19 protein-coding genes are annotated in these 17,787 nt (G+C 69.9%); 10 read left to right on the top strand and 9 right to left on the bottom strand.

Features of this window, described 5'->3' with window-relative positions; translation table 11 throughout:
• The first annotated feature begins 6 nt into the window (after window positions 1–6).
• The 4 genes from K377_RS11265 to K377_RS11250 all read left to right on the top strand — a co-directional run bounded on the left by K377_RS11265 (window position 7) and on the right by K377_RS11250 (window position 3,312).
• Window positions 7–507: a low molecular weight protein-tyrosine-phosphatase gene (locus tag K377_RS11265; protein ID WP_111663086.1), complete on the top strand. Its 501-nt coding sequence runs from the start codon at window positions 7–9 to the stop codon at window positions 505–507.
• Window positions 504–1,670 carry a cystathionine gamma-lyase gene (locus K377_RS11260; protein ID WP_111663085.1) on the top strand — a complete coding sequence of 389 codons (1,167 nt, stop codon included), beginning with the start codon at window positions 504–506 and terminating at the stop codon, window positions 1,668–1,670. Before K377_RS11265 ends, K377_RS11260 begins: the two co-directional genes overlap by 4 nt.
• 194 nt (window positions 1,671–1,864) lie before the next feature.
• Window positions 1,865–2,770 (top strand): LysR family transcriptional regulator, encoded by a 906-nt coding sequence (locus tag K377_RS11255; RefSeq protein WP_111663084.1) that lies wholly within the window; start codon window positions 1,865–1,867, stop codon window positions 2,768–2,770.
• Between the two features lie 59 nt (window positions 2,771–2,829).
• A complete protein-coding gene (locus K377_RS11250) occupies window positions 2,830–3,312 on the top strand; it encodes an NUDIX domain-containing protein (RefSeq protein ID WP_111663083.1) in 483 nt (160 codons plus the stop codon).
• A gap of 30 nt (window positions 3,313–3,342) precedes the next feature.
• Here the strand turns inward: K377_RS11250 and K377_RS11245 are convergent, their stop codons facing one another.
• Window positions 3,343–4,782: a globin domain-containing protein gene (locus K377_RS11245; protein ID WP_237551472.1), complete on the bottom strand. Its 1,440-nt coding sequence runs from the start codon at window positions 4,780–4,782 to the stop codon at window positions 3,343–3,345.
• A gap of 695 nt (window positions 4,783–5,477) precedes the next feature.
• On the opposite strand from K377_RS11245, the gene K377_RS11240 reads away from it, so the two are divergent.
• Entirely contained in the window at window positions 5,478–6,344 is an 867-nt protein-coding gene (locus tag K377_RS11240) for a GNAT family N-acetyltransferase (RefSeq protein ID WP_111663081.1), read from the top strand.
• A gap of 79 nt (window positions 6,345–6,423) precedes the next feature.
• On the opposite strand, the gene K377_RS11235 is transcribed toward K377_RS11240, so the two are convergent.
• On the bottom strand, window positions 6,424–6,846 hold the full coding sequence (locus tag K377_RS11235; RefSeq protein ID WP_111663080.1) for a heme-binding protein: 423 nt from the start codon (window positions 6,844–6,846) through the stop codon (window positions 6,424–6,426).
• A 60-nt stretch (window positions 6,847–6,906) separates the two neighbouring features.
• Window positions 6,907–8,106, bottom strand: coding sequence for an MFS transporter (locus tag K377_RS11230; protein WP_111663079.1), 1,200 nt, complete (start codon window positions 8,104–8,106; stop codon window positions 6,907–6,909).
• Window positions 8,107–8,250: 144 nt separating this feature from the next.
• On the opposite strand from K377_RS11230, the gene K377_RS11225 reads away from it, so the two are divergent.
• Both K377_RS11225 and K377_RS11220 read left to right on the top strand, forming a co-directional pair.
• On the top strand, window positions 8,251–8,709 hold the full coding sequence (locus K377_RS11225; protein WP_111663078.1) for a MarR family winged helix-turn-helix transcriptional regulator: 459 nt from the start codon (window positions 8,251–8,253) through the stop codon (window positions 8,707–8,709).
• A 39-nt stretch (window positions 8,710–8,748) separates the two neighbouring features.
• Window positions 8,749–9,201 carry a GNAT family N-acetyltransferase gene (locus tag K377_RS11220; protein ID WP_111663077.1) on the top strand — a complete coding sequence of 151 codons (453 nt, stop codon included), beginning with the start codon at window positions 8,749–8,751 and terminating at the stop codon, window positions 9,199–9,201.
• A gap of 70 nt (window positions 9,202–9,271) precedes the next feature.
• Here K377_RS11220 and K377_RS11215 read toward each other — a convergent pair whose 3' ends face one another.
• The gene (locus tag K377_RS11215) at window positions 9,272–10,651 is read right to left on the bottom strand and encodes a serine hydrolase (protein WP_111663076.1); all 1,380 of its coding nucleotides are present in this window, start codon (window positions 10,649–10,651) and stop codon (window positions 9,272–9,274) included.
• Window positions 10,652–10,727: 76 nt separating this feature from the next.
• Window positions 10,728–12,203 carry a replicative DNA helicase gene (gene dnaB / locus K377_RS11210; RefSeq protein ID WP_111663075.1) on the bottom strand — a complete coding sequence of 492 codons (1,476 nt, stop codon included), beginning with the start codon at window positions 12,201–12,203 and terminating at the stop codon, window positions 10,728–10,730.
• Window positions 12,204–12,664: 461 nt separating this feature from the next.
• On the opposite strand from dnaB, the gene K377_RS11205 reads away from it, so the two are divergent.
• Complete coding sequence (locus tag K377_RS11205) at window positions 12,665–14,002, top strand: MATE family efflux transporter (RefSeq protein ID WP_111663074.1); 1,338 nt, start codon at window positions 12,665–12,667, stop codon at window positions 14,000–14,002.
• Window positions 14,003–14,167: 165 nt separating this feature from the next.
• On the opposite strand, the gene rplI is transcribed toward K377_RS11205, so the two are convergent.
• The 4 genes from rplI to rpsF all read right to left on the bottom strand — a co-directional run bounded on the left by rplI (window position 14,168) and on the right by rpsF (window position 15,901).
• Window positions 14,168–14,614 (bottom strand): 50S ribosomal protein L9, encoded by a 447-nt coding sequence (gene rplI / locus K377_RS11200; RefSeq protein WP_111663073.1) that lies wholly within the window; start codon window positions 14,612–14,614, stop codon window positions 14,168–14,170.
• 18 nt (window positions 14,615–14,632) lie between these two features.
• The gene (gene rpsR / locus K377_RS11195) at window positions 14,633–14,869 is read right to left on the bottom strand and encodes a 30S ribosomal protein S18 (protein WP_003949403.1); all 237 of its coding nucleotides are present in this window, start codon (window positions 14,867–14,869) and stop codon (window positions 14,633–14,635) included.
• 60 nt (window positions 14,870–14,929) lie between these two features.
• Entirely contained in the window at window positions 14,930–15,538 is a 609-nt protein-coding gene (locus tag K377_RS11190) for a single-stranded DNA-binding protein (protein ID WP_111663072.1), read from the bottom strand.
• Between the two features lie 72 nt (window positions 15,539–15,610).
• Window positions 15,611–15,901 (bottom strand): 30S ribosomal protein S6, encoded by a 291-nt coding sequence (rpsF, locus tag K377_RS11185; protein WP_010353482.1) that lies wholly within the window; start codon window positions 15,899–15,901, stop codon window positions 15,611–15,613.
• A 298-nt stretch (window positions 15,902–16,199) separates the two neighbouring features.
• On the opposite strand from rpsF, the gene K377_RS11180 reads away from it, so the two are divergent.
• Both K377_RS11180 and femX read left to right on the top strand, forming a co-directional pair.
• Window positions 16,200–16,520 (top strand): hypothetical protein, encoded by a 321-nt coding sequence (locus K377_RS11180; RefSeq protein WP_111663071.1) that lies wholly within the window; start codon window positions 16,200–16,202, stop codon window positions 16,518–16,520.
• Window positions 16,521–16,647: 127 nt separating this feature from the next.
• Window positions 16,648–17,769 carry a peptidoglycan bridge formation glycyltransferase FemX gene (gene femX, locus K377_RS11175; protein WP_111663070.1) on the top strand — a complete coding sequence of 374 codons (1,122 nt, stop codon included), beginning with the start codon at window positions 16,648–16,650 and terminating at the stop codon, window positions 17,767–17,769.
• Window positions 17,770–17,787: the final 18 nt, after the last annotated feature.

The following is a 17,787-nucleotide window of genomic DNA, read 5'->3' as shown; positions in this document are numbered from 1 at the left end:
GCCGCCATGACCACCTCACCCTTCCGCGTCTGTTTCGTCTGCACCGGCAACATCTGCCGCTCACCCATGGCCGAGCACGTCTTCCGCCGTCATGTCGAGGAGGCGGGGCTCGACGGCCTCGTCGAGGTCGACAGCGCGGGCACGGACGGCTGGCACGAGGGCGACGGCGCCGACCCGCGCACCGTCAGCGTGCTGGAGGAGGGCGGCTACACCAGCGCGCACACGGCCCGGCGGTTCCACCGCGACTGGTTCGACCGGCTCGATCTGGTGATCGCCCTCGACTCCGGTCATCTGCGGACGCTGCGCGGGCTCGCGCCGACGCCGCGGGACGCCGAGAAGGTGCGGCTGCTGCGTTCCTACGATCCCGCGGCCGACGGTGCCGATGTGCCGGACCCGTACTACGGCTCCATGGACGGCTTCGAGGAGTGCCTGAAGATGGTCGAGGCCGCGAGCGACGGGCTTCTCGACGCCGTGCGTGAGGGCGTGGAGGGGCGGCGGACGGCATGACGGAAACGGGGCGGCCCGAGGAGAGCGGGACCGGTGACGGGACGCGGGCGGTCAGGGCCGGACTTCCCGAGCCGCTGAAGAACGAACCCACGCTCCCCGGGCCGGTGTTCGCCGCACACTTCCATCTGCCCGGCGATGTGTCAGGGCCCTACACGTACGGCCGGGACGAGAATCCGACCTGGACCCATCTCGAACGTGCCATCGGCGAGTTGGAAGCACCGGGGACGTCCGCCGTCCCGTGTCTGGCCTTCGCCTCGGGCATGGCCGCGATCTCCGCCGTCCTCTTCTCGCAGCTGCGCACGGGCGACGCGGTGGTCCTGCCGTCCGACGGCTACCAGGTCTTCCCGCTCGTCCGCGAGCAGCTCACCGCCTACGGCATCGAGGTGCGCACCGCGCCGACCGGCGGGGACGCCCAGCTCGACGTCCTGGACGGGGCGCGGCTGCTGTGGCTGGAGACGCCGTCCAACCCCGGGCTCGACGTCTGCGACATCCGCCGGCTCGCCGCCGCCGCCCACGCGCGCGGGGCGCTGGTGGCCGTCGACAACACCCTCGCCACCCCGCTGGGGCAGCGCCCGCTGGAGCTCGGCGCGGACTTCTCCGTGGCCAGCGCCACCAAGCAGCTCACGGGCCACGGCGACCTGCTGCTCGGTTACGTCGCCTGCGCGGACCCGGAGTCGGCCGCCGCGGTGAAGCGCTGGCGCAAGATCGTCGGGGCGATCCCGGGGCCGATGGAGGCCTGGCTCGCCCACCGGTCGCTGGCCACGCTGGAGCTGCGGGTGGCACGGCAGGACGCCAACGCGCTCGCGGTGGCGCAGGCGCTGCGCGGGCGCGTCACGGGCCTGCGCCATCCCGGGCTGCCCGAGGATCCCTCGCATGCCGTCGCCGCCCGTCAGATGCGGCGCTTCGGCTGTGTCGTCTCCTTCGAACTGCCCACGCGCGCACGGGCCGAGCGCTTCCTCGACGCCCTCGGCCTGGTCGACGAGGCGACGAGCTTCGGTGGCGTCCGGTCGACCGCCGAGCGCCGCGGCCGCTGGGGCGGGGACGCCGTCGCGGACGGCTTCATCCGCTTCTCCGCGGGCGCGGAGAACACCGAGGACCTGGTGGCGGACGTGCTGCGGGCGCTGGCGGAGGCCACGGACCAGGACGGCCGCACCGGCGTCTAGTACCGGGCTACGTAGAACGGACGGTCCGAGCCTCCCCCCTCGTGGCTCGGACCGTCCTCGGTTCTGCGCGCGAAGAACCGCGCAAACAAGGCTAGTTGACTCTGTGTCAGTGTCCAATCACCCTAGCGACAGAAACCTATCGACATATTTATAGTTGAGCGCGGCCCGGGTGCCGGGAGGGAAGGGGTACCGCCATGGATCTCGCCCTGCTGCGCACGTTCGTGACGGTTCACCGAGCCGGGTCGTTCACCCGGGCCGCCGCGCTGCTCGGTCTCTCCCAGCCGGCCGTGACGTCCCAGATACGCACGTTGGAGCGGCAGTTGGGGCGGCCGTTGTTCCTGCGCCAGGCGCGCGGCGTGACGGCCACGACGATCGGCGACGAGCTGGCGCACAAGGCGGCGCCGCATCTCGACGCGCTCGTGGAGATCACGGAGACCGGGCTCGACGAGGAGTCCAGCGTCCGCACCCTGCATCTCGCGGGCCCGCCGGAGTTCACCGCGGAACGCGCTCTTCCCGCACTCACCGCGCTGACCAGGGACGACGGCCAGAGCATCGCCCTTCGGGCCTCGTTCGGCACCGCCGAGGAGACGCTGGAGGGGCTCGCCGCCGGGCATCACGATCTGGCCATCACGACGGCCCGTCCGCGCGGCACACTGCTCACCGCGACTCCGCTCTGCGACGAGGAGCACGTCCTGGTCGCCGCGCCGCGCTGGGCCGCACGGATCGGTTCCGGCCGGCTGCACCGCGACGCGGCGCCCTCGCTGGAGCGGTTCCCGGTGGTCGAGGTGCACGAGTCGCTGCCCCTGGTCACCCGGTACTGGACCGCGGTCTTCGACTCCCGGCCCGCGGTCTCCGGGACGGTCGTCGTCTCCGATCTGCGTGCGGTGCTGTCCTGTGTGATCGCGGGGGCCGGGCTGGCCGTCCTGCCGCGCTATCTGTGCGACCCGGCGCTCGACCGGGGCGAGATCGTCGCCCTGCTGGATCCGCCGGTGCCGCCACTGCGCACGTATTTCCTGGTCGTACGCACCGGCACCTTCGCCCTGCCGCACATCGCGCGGGCGCACGAGTGGCTGCTGCGCGCCGCCGTCGACTGGTCGTGAGGAGGGCGCCAAGCGGTGTCGGATGTTTCACGTGGAACCAACCGGGCCACATTTCTCCCATGACCGTCCGACCCGTGGTCAAGCGCACCGCACGCGCCGTTCTGCTCGACGGCGACGACCTGATCCTGATCAAGCGGACCAAGCCAGGCGTGGATCCGTACTGGCTGACCCCCGGTGGCGGGGTGGAGCCCGAGGACACGACCGTCGTGGACGCCCTGCACCGTGAGGTGCACGAGGAACTCGGCGCCAAGATCATCGATGTGGTGCCCTGCTTCGTGGACACCGTCGAGCACATCGGCGAGGACGGCGGCGCCACCGGCGTGAAGGTCCAGCACTTCTTCGTCTGCCGTCTGGAGTCGATGGACCTCGACCAGCGCCACGGCCCCGAGGTCGACGAGCCGTGCGGCGAGTACGAGATCGTGCGGGTGCCCTTCACCCGCGTCGGCATCGCCTCGGTCCATCTGGTGCCGCTCTCACTGCGGCACTTCCTGGACGGCAACATCGAGGGCGTACGGGCGATGCACGCACCCGACCTGGGCTGACACCGTCGCAGCGCTTCGGTCGTACGGGCGTCAGGTGGCGGCCGCGACCAGGTCCTCGATCGAGTCGTGCCGGATGCGGTCGCCGGGGACGCCGACGGAGCGCAGGGCGTCGACACCGCTGCGGATCATGCCGGGCGGGCCCGACAGATAGGCGTCGTACTCGTTCCAGGGGCCGTACTCGCGCACCGCGTCCGGCAGTTGGAGGTGGGCCTGCCGGTCGACGATCGGCCGGACCGAGAGCCAGTGGTGGCTCTGCTGAAGGCGCAGCATCGTGTCGATGTCGTACAGGTCGTGGTCGGTGCGGGCGCCGTAGAACACCTCGACCGGGCGCCGTCTGCCGTGCTCGGCGACATCCTCCACCAGGGCCTTGATGGGGGCGATGCCGGTGCCGCCGCCCAGGCAGAGCAGGCCGCTGTCGGTGTTGTGGTCGACCGTCATGGAGCCGGCGGGCGGGCCGAGCCGCAGGACGTCGCCGGGGCGGGCGCGGTGCACCAGCGCGTTGGAGACCCAGCCGGCCGGGACCGCCTTCACATGGAAGGAGAGCAGCCCGTCGGAGCGGGGCGCCGACGCGAACGAGTAGTGCCGCCAGATCCGCGGCCACCACGGCGTCTCCAGCGTCGTGTACTGGCCGGCCAGGAACGGGTAGGGCTGGTCCGGCCGCACGGTCACGACAGCGATGTCGGGGGTGCGCAGATCGTGCGAGACGACCTCCGCAAGCCACCAGGCGGGCGCCTTCAGCTCGTCCTCGGCCGCCGCGTCGATCATCACCTGGGAGATCGTCGTGTACGTGCGGACCCAGGCGGCCTCCGCCTCGGGGCTCCAGGTGGTCGTCGCGTACTGGGTGAGCGCCGCGATGAGGCATTCGCCGACGGCCGGGTAGTGCGCGGCGTGGGTGCCGTACTTGCGGTGGCCGCGTCCCAGGTTCTTCAGGTACGGGACGAGCACGAGCTTGTTGTCGACGTGCTCGGCCGCGGTCAGCAGCGCTCTCAGGAGCCGGTCGCGCTGGGTGTCCATCGCGGCGGGAAAGAGCTGGCGCAGCTCCGGGTGGCGCACGAAGAGCAGGGCGTAGAAGTACGAGGTGACCTGGTCGGCGACGGGGCCGACCTCCTCCATCGTGCGACGCACGAGGATCGCCTCCGGGGAGGCGTTGTCGCGGAGCGAGCGCGGGGGGCGGGGCTCCGCGGAAGGGCCGGCAGAAGCAGAGGGGCCGGCAGGCCCGGCAGGTGTGGCCGGGGCCGCGTGCGGCGGCTCACTGTGACTGCGGGGCTCGGGTATTCGGCCCTCGTCCGCCAGCGGCCCGGACGGGTCGGGCGCGGGCCTGCCCACAGGGCGTACGGGGGCGACCCGGCGGTCGGCGGCGTCCTGCCGCTCGGAGCCGCTGGTCTCCGGATCCGGGGTCTTGCGCGGCGTGAACCAGCCGCCCCCGCCGTCCGAACCGGAATCGGCCGACGTAGTGGTCGGAGCGTCCATGCTGTGCCTCGCCTCGAACATCTTTCGGTCGGTCTAGGAACTTCTCTGCTCCTCGGCACTCTCCCGAGCGCTTCGTGAGCGGAAGCCTTGCGGTTTCCCCCGTGTGGTTCGACTAGTCAATGCGGCCCACATTGAACACTGCATTTCGACCTGCTACGGACAAGTAAGGCAAGAATGTGACATTGTCCGCAGTCCCCTCTTCGCAGCTTGCCACCTGAGGTCATTGCACGGAGTGCAAAGCGGAAAGCGCAGGTCTTCGATCTCTCCGTGCGGTTAGGCTGCGTCGGCCTGCGTGTGCCGCGGCCTGCCGCTCCCGCCTCGGCCCGTCCGGTCCGGACAGGAACCGGAGTCGACCCTACCGGCAGCCGACGACGCCACAAGCACCTCCCGTCCTCCGTACCGATTTGCCGGATCTCGCGGTCAATGCAATTCCCTCAATTCCAGGTCGCGCCAGACCAATTCGTACGTCTTCCACAGATCACGTCGGGAGAAGATGTGCGTGAAGCGCTCGACAACACGCAGCCGGTACTCGATCTTCGTTGCGAGAGGGTGCCTGGGGCTTGTTTCACGTGAAACTGCGGCCCGTTCCCGGCGGCCGGACCGGTACCGAGTGCCCCGCGACGTGGCCTAAAGCACCACGTCACTGCGGGCAAAGTGGTGGACGGCACGGGGGCAAGTCCGACAGCCTGACCTGCGTGTCGACACCTTCCCTCTCCGATTTGCCCATTCGCCGCCTCACTCGTGGCGACGTCTCCGCCTGCGCCGATCTCTCCGAGGACCGCGGCTGGCCCCGCGAGGAGCACAAATGGGGCCTGCTGCTGAGCGCCGGCACCGGCTACGGCATCGACGATCCCGACGGGGGACTCGTCAGCGCCTGCGTGGTGACGTCGTACGGGCCCGGTGAGCGGCCCGAACTCGGCGCGATCGGCATGGTCCTGGTCGCCGAACGTCACGCGCGGCAGGGAGTCGGCAGGCGCCTGATGAACTACGTCGTCGAGCAGGCGGGCACGACTCCGCTGACCCTGCACGCGACTCCCTACGGACAGCCGCTGTACGAGGAACTGGGGTTCAAGGTCACCGGCCGGGCCGAGATGGTGCGCGGCCGTTTCACCCAGGGCGGCAGCGTCCCGGGTGTCACCACACGCCCGGCGACCGCCGAGGACCTCTCGGCGATCCTGCGCCTGGACGCCGAGGTGTTCGGCCCCGACCGCACGCATGTCATCACGCGGCTTCCCGCCTTCTCGGACCAGCTGCGCGTGGCGGAGGAGGACGGCCGGCTCATCGGCTACGCGGCGCTCTGGCCCAACATGGACACCCATGTCGTCGGCCCGCTGATCGCCCGTGACACCGAGACCGCGAAGGCTCTCGTCGCCTCGCTCGCGGCGGGCTCGGACCGGCCCCTGCGCACCGACATCGACGTGCGCCACGAAGAGCTGCTGGCGTGGCTGAAGGAGCGTGGCCTCGAAGGCGTCGCGTTCAACGCGGTGATGAACCACGGCGCTCCGGATCTGCCCGGCGACTGGACCCGCCGGTTCGCCCCGCTGACGGTCGCGGCGGGCTGAGACACCAAGAGGACCAGCCCCCAAGAAGCGCCGTCGTGCGGCGACTTGGGGGCTGGTCCTCTTTCTGCGGGAGGAGGGCTCAGGCGAGCGTGCCGACGGCCTCCGTGGCGAACCCGTGGTCCTGCTCGGGGGCGCCGCCGCCGACACCGACGGCGCCGATGAGACGGCCGTCGCGGTGGACCGGCACACCACCGGCGATGAACAGCAGCGGCTGGTCGAGGGCGGTGGACAGGGTGTGGAACGGCCCGTCCGGCTTGACCAGGTCGACGAGGTCGGCGGTGGGCGCGTTCAGCTGGAGCGCCGTGTACGCCTTGCGGGTGCTGGTCTCGCCGGAGATGAGGACGGCGCGGTCGTCGCGGCGGAACGCGAGGAGGTGGCCGCCCGCGTCGAGGACGGTGACGCTGACGGTGACTCCGGCTGCCTCGGCGGCCTTGCGGGCGGCGGAGACGAGCGTCTCGGCGTCCTCGATGGTCAGCGGGGCGACAGCGGTGGGGGTGCTCATGAGGTGATGCTCCTTGCGGGGTGGTGCTGGTGATTGCGGATGCGTGAGAAAACGGTCGGGTCAGACGCGGACCGGCTCGGCGTGCCGCTGTTCGACGGTCCCCACGGCCGGGACCGGGGCGCGCCGCTCCAGGAAGGCCGACAGGATCGCGAGGACGAGGGCGCTCGCCGCGAGGACGGCACCGACCCAGTTGGGGGCGGTGTAGCCGAGCCCGGCGGAGATCACCAGGCCGCCGAGCCAGGCGGAGAGGGCGTTGCCGGCGTTGAAGGCGCCGATGTTGACGGCCGAGGCGAGTGTCGGTGCGCCGGAGGCGTGGTCGAGGACCCGCTTCTGCAGCGGCGGCACCGTCGCGAAGCCGAGCGCGCCGATCAGGGCGATGGTGATCGCGGCCAGGACCTTGTGGTGCGCGGTCACCGTGAACAGGCCGAGGACGAGGGCGAGGGCGCCCAGTGAGACGTAGAGCATCGGCATCAGGGCGCGGTCGGCGAACTTGCCGCCGACGAGGTTGCCGCCGACCATGCCGAGCCCGAAGAGGACGAGCAGCCAGGTCACGGAGCCTTCGGCGAATCCGGCGACGTGGGTCATCATCGGCGTGATGTAGGTGATGGCCGCGAAGACTCCGCCGAAGCCGAGCACGGTCATCGCCATGGCGAGCAGGACCTGCACGTTCTTGAAGGCGGCCACCTCGTGGCGCAGCCGTACGCCCTCCGGCTTGGGCAGGTCGGGTACGAGCTTGGCGATACCGGCGAGGCCGAGGACGCCGAGCGCGGCGACGACCGCGAACGTGACACGCCAGCCGACGGACTGGCCGATGAGGGTGCCGAGCGGGACGCCGACGACGTTGGCCACGGTCAGGCCCGTGAACATCATGGCGATCGCGCCGGCCTTCTTGGCCGGGGCCACCAGTTCGGCGGCGACGACCGAGCCGATGCCGAAGAACGCGCCGTGGGCGAGCGAGGCGACAACGCGGCCGATCAGCATGACGGCGAAGACGGGCGCGACGGCGGAGAGCAGGTTGCCGACGATGAAGAAGCCCATCAGCACCATCAGCATCCGCTTGCGCGGGACACGGGTGCCCAGGACGGTCATCAGCGGGGCGCCGAGCATGACGCCCAGGGCGTAGCCGGTCACCAGGAAGCCTGCCGTGGGGATGGAGACGCCGAAGTCACCCGCGACCTGTGGGAGGAGTCCCATGATCACGAATTCCGTGGTTCCGATCCCGAAGGCCCCGATCGCGAGAGCCAGAAGCGCGAGAGGCATGGGGTTCACCTTCCCAGATTGTTGCGGGTGCGCTTAACGAGACCTCACAATAATTGCAGGCGCTGGTTAATTGCAAACGCGGGCAATCTCGGTGCATCGACTACCCTGGTACGCATCCACTCCGGGACGGAGGATCCACGAGCCATGACCGCCACAGACCCCGCACTCACCGCCCTCTCCCAGGGCTGGTGCGCCCTCTCCCTGCTGCACGGAAGGATCGAGGCGCACATCGAGCGCGCTCTCCAGGCCGGACACGACCTGAGCGTGCGCGAGTACTCGCTGCTCGACGTCCTGAGCCGCCAGCACGACGGCGAGGGCGGGCATCTCCAGATGAAGCAGGTCGCCGACGCCGTGGTCCTCAGCCAGAGCGCGACGACCCGTCTGGTGACCCGCCTCGAGGACCGCGGTCTGCTCCAGCGCTATCTGTGCCCCACCGACCGGCGCGGGATCTACACCAACGTCTCCGAGACAGGCCTGAAGCTCCTGGAGGAGGCCCGCCCGACCAACCAGACGGCCCTCCGCGAGGCCCTCGACACCGCGGCCGAGGACCCGGAGCTCGCCCCGCTGGTCAGGGCCGTCGAGGAACTGCGCGTGCCCGCGTAACCCTGCGGTGCGCCTCGCAGCACGGCCTAGGCTGCGGGCATGGGAGATCTTGAGATAAGAGCGGCCGAGGTCGAGGACGTACCGGCGATCGTCGCGATGCTGGCGGACGATCCGCTCGGCGCGCAGCGGGAGTCGCCGGACGACCTCGCCCCGTACCTCGCCGCACACGCCCGGCTGGCGGCCGATCCGAACCAGCACCTGGTCGTGGCCGTTCGCGAGGGCCGGGTCATCGGCACCCTGCAGCTCACCGTCGTCCCCGGACTCTCCCGCAAGGGCGCCGTCCGCTCGATCATCGAGGCCGTACGCATCCACGTGGACGAGCGGGGCGGCGGGCTCGGCACCCGGCTCATCGCCTGGGCCGTCGACGAATCCCGGCGCCAGGGCTGCCAGTTGGTGCAGCTGACCTCGGACGCCACCCGCACCGACGCCCACCGCTTCTACGAGCGCCTCGGCTTTTCGGCGTCCCACGTGGGGTTCAAGCTGCAGCTGTGACAGAGGCTGCTTCGGTGGGGGCCGTTTCCTGTACGGGGCCCGTTTCACGTGAAACGGGCCCCCACGGCACTCAGCCCGGAATCCCCCGCCACCCCTCCGGGTCCACTCCGCCGGGCACCGGCGCATCCACGTCGTACGGCTGCCGCGTGAAGACGAACGACCCGAGGTCCAGGTGGCTCACCGACCCGTCGGGCCGCCGCACCGCCCGCAACTGCTCCCCCGCGTAATAGCCGTCGAGGCCGGTCCAGGTGCCGTCGCCGTTGGCCCGGAACCGGGAACGCCGTCCCCCGCCGGCCACCGGCCCCAGCACGACAGCGCCGTCCGCCGCCAGACGCAGCGCCACGATCTGCGTGCCCCAGTACCAGGGGCCAGCCAGCTCCAGCACCGCCGGATCGACCTCGGGCAGTGGACGCCACGGCTCGGGGATGCGCGGCTCGGCGTCGGCGACGAGGCCCAGGAGTTCGGCCGCCACGGTCCCCGAGGGCAATCTGGTCGTGCAGTTCGCCAGGACGACCGCCGCGAGCCCCTCCTCCTCGCTCAGCCACAGGCCCGCCACGAACCCGGGCAGCGATCCGGTGTGCCCGGCCAGAATCCGGCCCGAGCTGCGCACCACCTGCATGCCGAGGCCGTACGACGTCTCCCAGTCACCGGGCAGCGTCGGCGCGGCCGGGGTGCGCATCTCCCGTACGGAGTCCGCGCTCAGCACCCGGTCGTCGCCCGTGGTGAGGAAGCCCGCGAAGACCGCCAGGTCCCTTGCCGTGGACCAGAGTTGCCCGGCCGGTGCCATCAGGCCGAGGTCCTCGCTCGGCTCCGGCAGCAGCACATCGGCGTAGGGGTGCACGGCCCAGCCACCGGCATGCGGCATCTGCGGCCGGACGCCGGTCCGGGTCAGCCCGAGCGGTTCGAGGATCTCGCTCCGCAGGGCCTCCTCCCAGGTGACTCCGCGCACCGCCTCCACCAGGGAACCCAGCAGCGTGTAGCCGGGGTTGGAGTAGTGGTGCCGACGCCCGACGGGGTGCCGGAAAGGCCGCTCGCCGAGGACATCGGCGAGGGTCGGCCGCAGCGCGGCGGACGACCGCTCCCACCACTCGCCCGGCGTCTCGGCCGCCAGCCCACCGGTGTGCGCGAGGAGTTCGGCGACGGTGACGTCCCCGGCGCCGGTCCCGGGCAGGTGCTTCTCCAGCGGATCACTCAGATCGAGCAGCCCCTCGTCGCGCAGCCGCAGCACCAGGACAGCCGTGAACGTCTTCGTGATCGAACCGATCCGGTACTGCACGTGCTCATCGGGCCCGTGCCCGTCCACCGAGGTACGCGACCCGGCCCACACCACCTCACCGTCCCGGGCCACCGCGGCGACGAGAGAGGGCGCGCGTCCCTCGCTCTGCGCGACCGCGATGCGGTGCAGGAGACTACGGCGCGTACTGGGCAACAACTCTTCTGATGACGTCATCCGCCCAGTCCACCGTGGGGGTCCGCCCACGTCGAGCCGTTTTCACCAGGGGCAGATCAGTGCAGGCGGGTCGTCATCACGTCTGCGCCATGTCCACGAAGCGCGAGTAGTGGCCCTGGAAGGCGACCGTGATCGTCGCCGTCGGACCGTTACGGTGCTTGCCGACGATGATGTCGGCCTCGCCCGCGCGCGGTGACTCCTTCTCGTAGGCATCCTCGCGGTGCAGCAGGATGACCATGTCGGCGTCCTGCTCGATGGAGCCGGATTCACGCAGGTCGGAGACCATCGGCTTCTTGTCGGTGCGCTGCTCGGGGCCACGGTTCAGCTGCGAGAGCGCGATCACCGGGACCTCCAGCTCCTTGGCCAGCAGCTTCAGGTTTCGGGACATGTCCGAGACCTCCTGCTGACGGCTCTCGGAGCGCTTGGAGCCACCGGCCTGCATCAGCTGCAGATAGTCGATGATCACGAGCCGGATGTCGTTGCGCTGCTTCAGGCGGCGGCACTTGGCGCGGATCTCCATCATCGACAGGTTCGGGGAGTCGTCGATGTAGAGCGGCGCGGCCGAGACCTCGGGCATCCGGCGCGCGAGCCGCGTCCAGTCCTCGTCGGTCATCGTGCCGGACCGCATGTGGTGCAGAGCCACGCGCGCCTCGGCCGATAGCAGACGCATCGCGATCTCGTTGCGCCCCATTTCGAGGGAGAAGATGACGCTGGGCAGGTTGTTCTTGATGGACGCCGCCCGCGCGAAGTCCAGGGCGAGCGTGGACTTACCCATGGCGGGACGGGCCGCGATGACGATCATCTGGCCCGGGTGCAGACCGTTGGTGAGCGAGTCGAAGTCGGTGAAACCGGTCGGCACACCGGTCATCTCGCCGCTGCGCGAGCCGATCGCCTCGATCTCGTCGAGGGCGCCCTCCATGATGTCGCCGAGCGGGAGGTAGTCCTCGCTGGTGCGCTGCTCGGTGACGGCGTAGATCTCCGCCTGCGCCTTGTTGACGATCTCGTCGACGTCGTCGTCGGCCGCGTATCCCATCTGCGTGATCCGCGTGCCCGCCTCGACGAGCCGGCGCAGCACGGCCCGCTCGTGCACGATCTCCGCGTAGTACTCGGCGTTCGCAGCCGTCGGGACCGTCTGGACGAGGGTGTGCAGATACGATGCGCCGCCGACCTTGTTGATCTCGCCGCGCTTGGTCAGCTCGGCGGCGATGGTGATCGGGTCGGCCGGCTCGCCCTTGGCGTAGACGTCGAGGATCGCCTGAAAGATCGTTTCGTGGGCGGGCTTGTAGAAGTCGGCGCCCTTGAGGACCTCGACGACGTCGGCGATCGCGTCCTTGGACAGCAGCATGCCGCCGAGCACGGACTGCTCGGCGTCGAGATCCTGCGGCGGTACGCGCTCGAACGTGGCGGGACCGTCGTCCCAGCCGCTGTCCTCCCGGCCCCGCTCGTGCTGGTCACCCTGGCGACCGCCGTTGCGCCGCGGCCGGGACGGGGGCAGGCGATCGCTGGGACCGCTGTCGGCCCAGGGGTCGTCCAACGGCTCGGAGATACTCACCGGGCCACCTCCTCCCGTCCGCCGAGCGGACCTCGCCGTGCCCTTCATTCCTACGGCACGACACTGACAAATAAAGAGGCCCGACTCCGGTTCTGACGCGTCGGATATGTGCAGGTTTCCGAGGTCGGCGGAGACAGTGGGCGCCGCTCCACCGTAGGCGCGTCTGCACCGTCAGCCAATCTGGTTATCCACAGGCTCTGTGGAAGACGGCGCTCTCCCTGTGGAGAACTGGGGAAAACCTGTGCACGACCCGGTGGACAGGCCTGTGAACAAGCCCTCAGCCATTCCCACGCACCCCACCTGACCTGCTCATATCCCGTCCACCGGCTGTGCAGGAGAAAAACTTTCCCAGTCGGCCCAAGATCTGTGCGAGAGACGTTCCACACGCTCCGCAAGCCCGCCCGAAGTAAGGGTCTCAATGCCATTGCATCTCTTACCTGTGGAAGATTAGATTGGTGCCCATGACACAGGCTCCCGTGACGCCCAAGGGCGACAGACGCCGGCACGACCGAGAGATCGTGGCTCTGGCCGTTCCCGCCTTCGGCGCGCTCGTCGCGGAGCCCCTTTTCCTCATGGCCGACAGCGCCATCGTCGGTCACCTCGGCACCTCCCAGCTGGCAGGGCTCGCCGTCGCCTCGGCGCTGCTGACGACCGCGGTCAGCGTCTTCGTCTTCCTCGCCTACGCCACCACCGCGGCGGTGGCCCGTCGGGTCGGCGCGGGCGACACCCGGGCCGCGATCCAGCAGGGCATGGACGGCATCTGGCTCGCACTGCTCCTGGGAGCCGCCGTCGTCGCGGTCGTCCTGCCCACCGCGCCGGGCCTGGTCAGCCTGTTCGGCGCATCGGACACCGCCGCACCGTACGCGACTACGTATCTGCGCATCTCCACCCTCGGCATCCCCGCGATGCTCGTGGTCCTGGCCGCCACCGGTGTCCTGCGCGGTCTCCAGAACACCAAGACTCCGCTGTACGTGGCCGTGGCCGGCTTCGTGGCCAACGGCGTGCTCAACGTCGCGCTGGTCTACGGCGCCGGACTCGGCATCGCGGGCTCCGCCTGGGGCACCGTCATCGCCCAGTTCGGCATGGCCGCGATCTATCTGATCGTGGTCGTCCGCGGTGCCCGCCGCCACGGCGCCTCGCTCCGCCCGGACCTGGCGGGCATCCGCGCCTGTGCCCAGGCAGGAACCCCGCTCCTCGTCCGCACCCTCGCTCTCCGCGCGGTCCTCATGATCGCAACGGCCGTCGCGGCCCGCCTCGGTGACGCGGACGTCGCCGCCCACCAGATCATCCTGTCCCTCTGGAGCCTGCTGGCCTTCGCCCTCGACGCCATCGCCATCGCAGGTCAGGCCATCATCGGCCGCTATCTCGGGGCCGACGACGCCGAAGGGGCCCGTGATGTCTGCCGCCGCATGGTGCAGTGGGGCATCGCGGCCGGAGTCGTCCTCGGCGTACTGGTCGTCGTCACGCGCCCGCTCTTCGTCCCGCTGTTCACGAGCGACCAGGTCGTTCAGGACGCGGCCCTGCCCGCCCTCATCGTGGTCGCGCTGTCCCAGCCGATCTGCGGCATCGTCTTCGTACTCGACGGAGTCCTGATGGGCGCCGGCGACGGCCCGTACCTGGCCTGGGCCATGCTGGTCACCCTGGCGGTCTTCACTCCGGTCGCGCTCTTGGTCCCGGCCCTGGGCGGAGGGCTCACGGCGGTCTGGGGAGCGATGACGCTGATGATGGCGGTCCGGATGGCGACGCTCTGGATGCGCTACCGCTCCGGACGCTGGGCCGTCACCGGCGCGACGCGCTGACCACGGCGGCCGTCCGGTATCGCCGTTTCACGTGAAACGGGACGCGTGAAACGGCGAAACGGACTCACCGGGGCCGCCACCACATGCCTGCCACGACATGCGTATGGGGCCGCACCCCGAAGGATGCGGCCCCACATCTCGCTTCAGCGCTGCTCAGGGCAGTGCTCAGGCAGAGACGACCTCGACGTTGACCTTGACGGACACCTCGGGGTGCAGACGCACGGTCGCCTCGTGGGCGCCCAGCGTCTTGATCGGCGAGCCCAGCTCGACACGGCGCTTGTCGACCTTCGGGCCACCCGCGGTCTCGATCGCCGAAGCGACGTCGGCCTGGGTGACGGAGCCGAAGAGACGACCGGCGTCGCCGGAGCGGACGGCCAGACGGACCTTGACGGCCTCGAGCTTGGCCTTGACCTCGTTGGCCTGCTCGATCGTCGCGATCTCGTGGATCTTGCGGGCGCGGCGGATCTGCGCCACGTCCTGCTCGCCACCCTTGGTCCAGCGGATCGCGAAACCACGCGGGACCAGGTAGTTGCGGGCGTACCCGTCCTTGACGTCGACGACGTCGCCGGCGGTGCCGAGGCCAGAGACCTCGTGGGTCAGGATGATCTTCATTGTTCGGTCACCCTTCCCTTATCGCGCGGTGGACGTGTAGGGCAGCAGCGCCATCTCACGGCTGTTCTTGACGGCCGTGGCGACGTCACGCTGGTGCTGCGTGCAGTTGCCGGTCACGCGGCGGGCACGGATCTTGCCGCGGTCGGAAATGAACTTCCGCAGCATGTTCGTGTCCTTGTAGTCCACGTACGTGACCTTGTCCTTGCAGAAAGCGCAGACCTTCTTCTTAGGCTTGCGCACAGGCGGCTTCGCCATGGTGTTTCTCCTGTGTGATCAAGAAGTGTGGGTGCGAGCCCGGCCCCGAGGGGCGCGTCCCTAGAAGGGGGGCTCGTCCGAGTAGCCGCCGCCGGAGCCGCCGGAGCTTCCGCCCCAGCCGCCCCCGCCGCCGCCCTGCTGGCCGCCGCCGGAGGGCGAACCGGTCGCCCAGGGGTCGTCGGCGGGAGCACCGCCGCCGCCACCCTGCTGCTGACCGCCGCCGGAGCCACCGCCCCAGCCGCCGCCCTGCTGGCCGCCGCCACCGCCGCCGCCGTAACCGCCCTGGCCACCGCGACCGCCACCGCCACTGGTCTTGGTGACCTTGGCCGTGGCGCTGCGCAGACTGGCGCCGACCTCGTCGACGTCCAGCTCGTAGACCGTGCGCTTGACGCCCTCACGGTCCTCGTAGGACCGCTGCTTCAGCCGGCCCTGCACGATGACGCGCATGCCTCGCTGGAGCGACTCCGCGACGTTCTCCGCCGCCTGACGCCAGACCGAGCAGGTCAGGAACAGGCTCTCGCCGTCCTTCCACTCATTGGTCTGCCGGTCGAAGGTGCGGGGAGTGGACGCGACACGGAACTTCGCGACCGCCGCACCGGAGGGGGTGAAGCGCAGCTCGGGGTCGTCGACAAGATTGCCGACGACCGTGATGACGGTCTCGCCTGCCATGGGGTACCTCTCGGCGGGTTTGCTGCGGACTGCTTGCTGCTACTCGAATCCCGAGTGGCTGAACCGGGAGGTTCAGTGGGTCTCGGGGCGGAGGACCTTGGTCCGGAGGACCGACTCGTTCAGGTTCATCTGGCGGTCGAGCTCCTTGACGATCGCGGGCTCAGCCTGCAGATCGATGACCGAGTAGATGCCCTCGGGCTTCTTCTTGATCTCGTACGAGAGACGACGACGGCCCCAGGTGTCGACCTTCTCGACCTTTCCGTTGCCCTCACGGACGACGGAGAGGAAGTTCTCGATCAGGGGGGCGACAGCGCGCTCCTCCAGATCGGGGTCGAGGATGACCATCACCTCGTAGTGACGCATGTGGAACCCACCTCCTTTGGACTCAGCGGCCACGGTCGTTCCGTGGCAGGAGGGTTGTTATGCGTGAGCAACGGTATCGGCCACCACTGACAATCGGCCCTCCGAAGGAGAACCGGGCAGTTCAATGCCGGATCAGTGGGTACCCGTCCCGTGCCGGGACGTGGGCAGACACCGATGCAGACGGTACAGACTACCCGCACCCCGGCTTCCGGTTGAAATCCGACAGCGATCGACCGCAGTCTGTACACATCGGGTGTGTACGGCGCTACGATGCGCCGCCTTCCGCAGGAGGTGCCCTATGGCACAAGCAATGCGACCCAACAGCACGAGCGCCGGCTCTCTTCTGGCCAGCGACGGCAAGGCCCATCCCCTCCCCGACACCCTCCTCTACGTGACCGCGGTGCTCGGCATCCTCGCCCTCGTCACGTCGATCTGGAGCAACCTCCATCTCCTCAGCTCCTGGGCCGGACTCGTCGGGATCTTCACCGGGGCCTACGGCCAGTACGTCTCGGAGACCACGCGCGAGCGGTTCGGCCTGATCCTGGGCCTGGGGGCCTCGGCCGTCGGCTTCTTCATCGGCATGGCCCACGGAGGCCTGTTCGGCGGGGTCCTCGGCTGAGCCGGGCCGTCCGCGGAGACTTACTCCGACACAGCCATTCGGGGCGCTCACGGGGCACAGTAGGCTTCGGCGCGAGAGCCGGAGCCCCTGTATCCATGGGGACACACCAGCCCGAGGAGCGCCCCGAATGAGCCTGACCCTGAGGACCATCAGCCGAGAGCAGCATCTGGCCTACATCCAGAGCCTGCCGTCGGCGAGCCACATGCAGGTCCCGGCATGGGCCGACGTGAAGGCTGAATGGCGCTCGGAGAACCTGGGCTGGTTCGACGAGAAGACCGGCGAGATGGTCGGCGCGGGCCTCGTCCTGTACCGCCAGCTGCCCAAGATCAAGCGCTACCTCGCGTACCTGCCCGAGGGCCCGGTCATCAACTGGTACGCCCCGAACCTGGAGGAGTGGCTGCGCCCGATGCTGGCGCACCTCAAGCAGCAGGGCGCCTTCTCCGTGAAGATGGGCCCGCCGGTGATCATCCGACGCTGGGAGGCCCCCTCCATCAAGAAGGGCATCCAGGACCCCGATGTGAAGCGCCTGCGCGACATCGAGGCCGACTTCATCGAGCCCCGCGCCTTCGAGGTGGCCGACAAGCTGCGCCGCATGGGCTGGCAGCAGGGCGAGGACGGCGGCGCCGGCTTCGGCGACGTGCAGCCGCGGTACGTGTACCAGGTGCCGCTGGCCAACCGCTCCCTGGAAGAGGTCCACAAGAACTTCAACCAGCTGTGGCGCCGCAACATCAAGAAGGCCGAGAAGGCCGGTGTCGAGGTCGTCCAGGGCGGCTACCAGGACCTCGCCGAGTGGCAGCGCCTGTACGAGATCACCGCCGAGCGCGACCACTTCCGGCCGCGCCCGCTGTCGTACTTCCAGCGCATGTGGACGGCCCTCAACTCCGAGGACCCCAACCGCATGCGCCTGTACTTCGCCCGGCACAACGGGGTGAACCTGTCGGCCGCGACGATGCTCGTCGTCGGCGGGCACGTCTGGTACTCCTACGGCGCCTCGGACAACATCGGCCGCGAGGTCCGGCCCTCGAACGCGATGCAGTGGCGGATGCTGCGCGACTCCTACGCGCTCGGTGCCACCGTCTACGACCTGCGCGGCATCTCCGACTCGCTCGACGAGACCGACCACCTCTTCGGCCTGATCCAGTTCAAGGTCGGTACGGGTGGCCAGGCCGCCGAGTACCTCGGCGAGTGGGACTTCCCGCTCAACAAGCTGCTCCACAAGGCGCTCGACATCTACATGTCGCGGCGCTGACCGGCGGCCGGAAACGGC

The sequence above is a fragment of the Streptomyces sp. PsTaAH-137 genome, from assembly GCF_003259365.1.
In the GTDB taxonomy this organism is placed as follows: Bacteria; Actinomycetota; Actinomycetes; order Streptomycetales; family Streptomycetaceae; genus Streptomyces.
The sequence above is the reverse complement of the archived record's forward strand: the minus strand, read 5'-3'. Positions and strand labels throughout refer to the sequence as shown.

Bases quoted from the DNA above. Each gene is read 5' to 3' on its own strand.
- K377_RS11215 (WP_111663076.1), bottom strand. From the start codon at position 10,651: ATGACGTCATCAGAAGAGTTGTTGCCCAGTACGCGCCGTAGTCTCCTG.
- femX (WP_111663070.1), top strand. From the start codon at position 16,648: ATGAGCCTGACCCTGAGGACCATCAGCCGAGAGCAGCATCTGGCCTAC.
- K377_RS11225 (WP_111663078.1), top strand. From the start codon at position 8,251: ATGACCGCCACAGACCCCGCACTCACCGCCCTCTCCCAGGGCTGGTGC.
- K377_RS11230 (WP_111663079.1), bottom strand. From the start codon at position 8,106: ATGCCTCTCGCGCTTCTGGCTCTCGCGATCGGGGCCTTCGGGATCGGA.
- K377_RS11235 (WP_111663080.1), bottom strand. From the start codon at position 6,846: ATGAGCACCCCCACCGCTGTCGCCCCGCTGACCATCGAGGACGCCGAG.
- K377_RS11190 (WP_111663072.1), bottom strand. From the start codon at position 15,538: ATGGCAGGCGAGACCGTCATCACGGTCGTCGGCAATCTTGTCGACGAC.
- K377_RS11260 (WP_111663085.1), top strand. From the start codon at position 504: ATGACGGAAACGGGGCGGCCCGAGGAGAGCGGGACCGGTGACGGGACG.
- rplI (WP_111663073.1), bottom strand. From the start codon at position 14,614: ATGAAGATCATCCTGACCCACGAGGTCTCTGGCCTCGGCACCGCCGGC.
- K377_RS11245 (WP_237551472.1), bottom strand. From the start codon at position 4,782: ATGGACGCTCCGACCACTACGTCGGCCGATTCCGGTTCGGACGGCGGG.
- rpsR (WP_003949403.1), bottom strand. From the start codon at position 14,869: ATGGCGAAGCCGCCTGTGCGCAAGCCTAAGAAGAAGGTCTGCGCTTTC.
- K377_RS11205 (WP_111663074.1), top strand. From the start codon at position 12,665: ATGACACAGGCTCCCGTGACGCCCAAGGGCGACAGACGCCGGCACGAC.
- K377_RS11250 (WP_111663083.1), top strand. From the start codon at position 2,830: ATGACCGTCCGACCCGTGGTCAAGCGCACCGCACGCGCCGTTCTGCTC.
- K377_RS11255 (WP_111663084.1), top strand. From the start codon at position 1,865: ATGGATCTCGCCCTGCTGCGCACGTTCGTGACGGTTCACCGAGCCGGG.
- rpsF (WP_010353482.1), bottom strand. From the start codon at position 15,901: ATGCGTCACTACGAGGTGATGGTCATCCTCGACCCCGATCTGGAGGAG.
- K377_RS11265 (WP_111663086.1), top strand. From the start codon at position 7: ATGACCACCTCACCCTTCCGCGTCTGTTTCGTCTGCACCGGCAACATC.
- K377_RS11220 (WP_111663077.1), top strand. From the start codon at position 8,749: ATGGGAGATCTTGAGATAAGAGCGGCCGAGGTCGAGGACGTACCGGCG.
- K377_RS11180 (WP_111663071.1), top strand. From the start codon at position 16,200: ATGGCACAAGCAATGCGACCCAACAGCACGAGCGCCGGCTCTCTTCTG.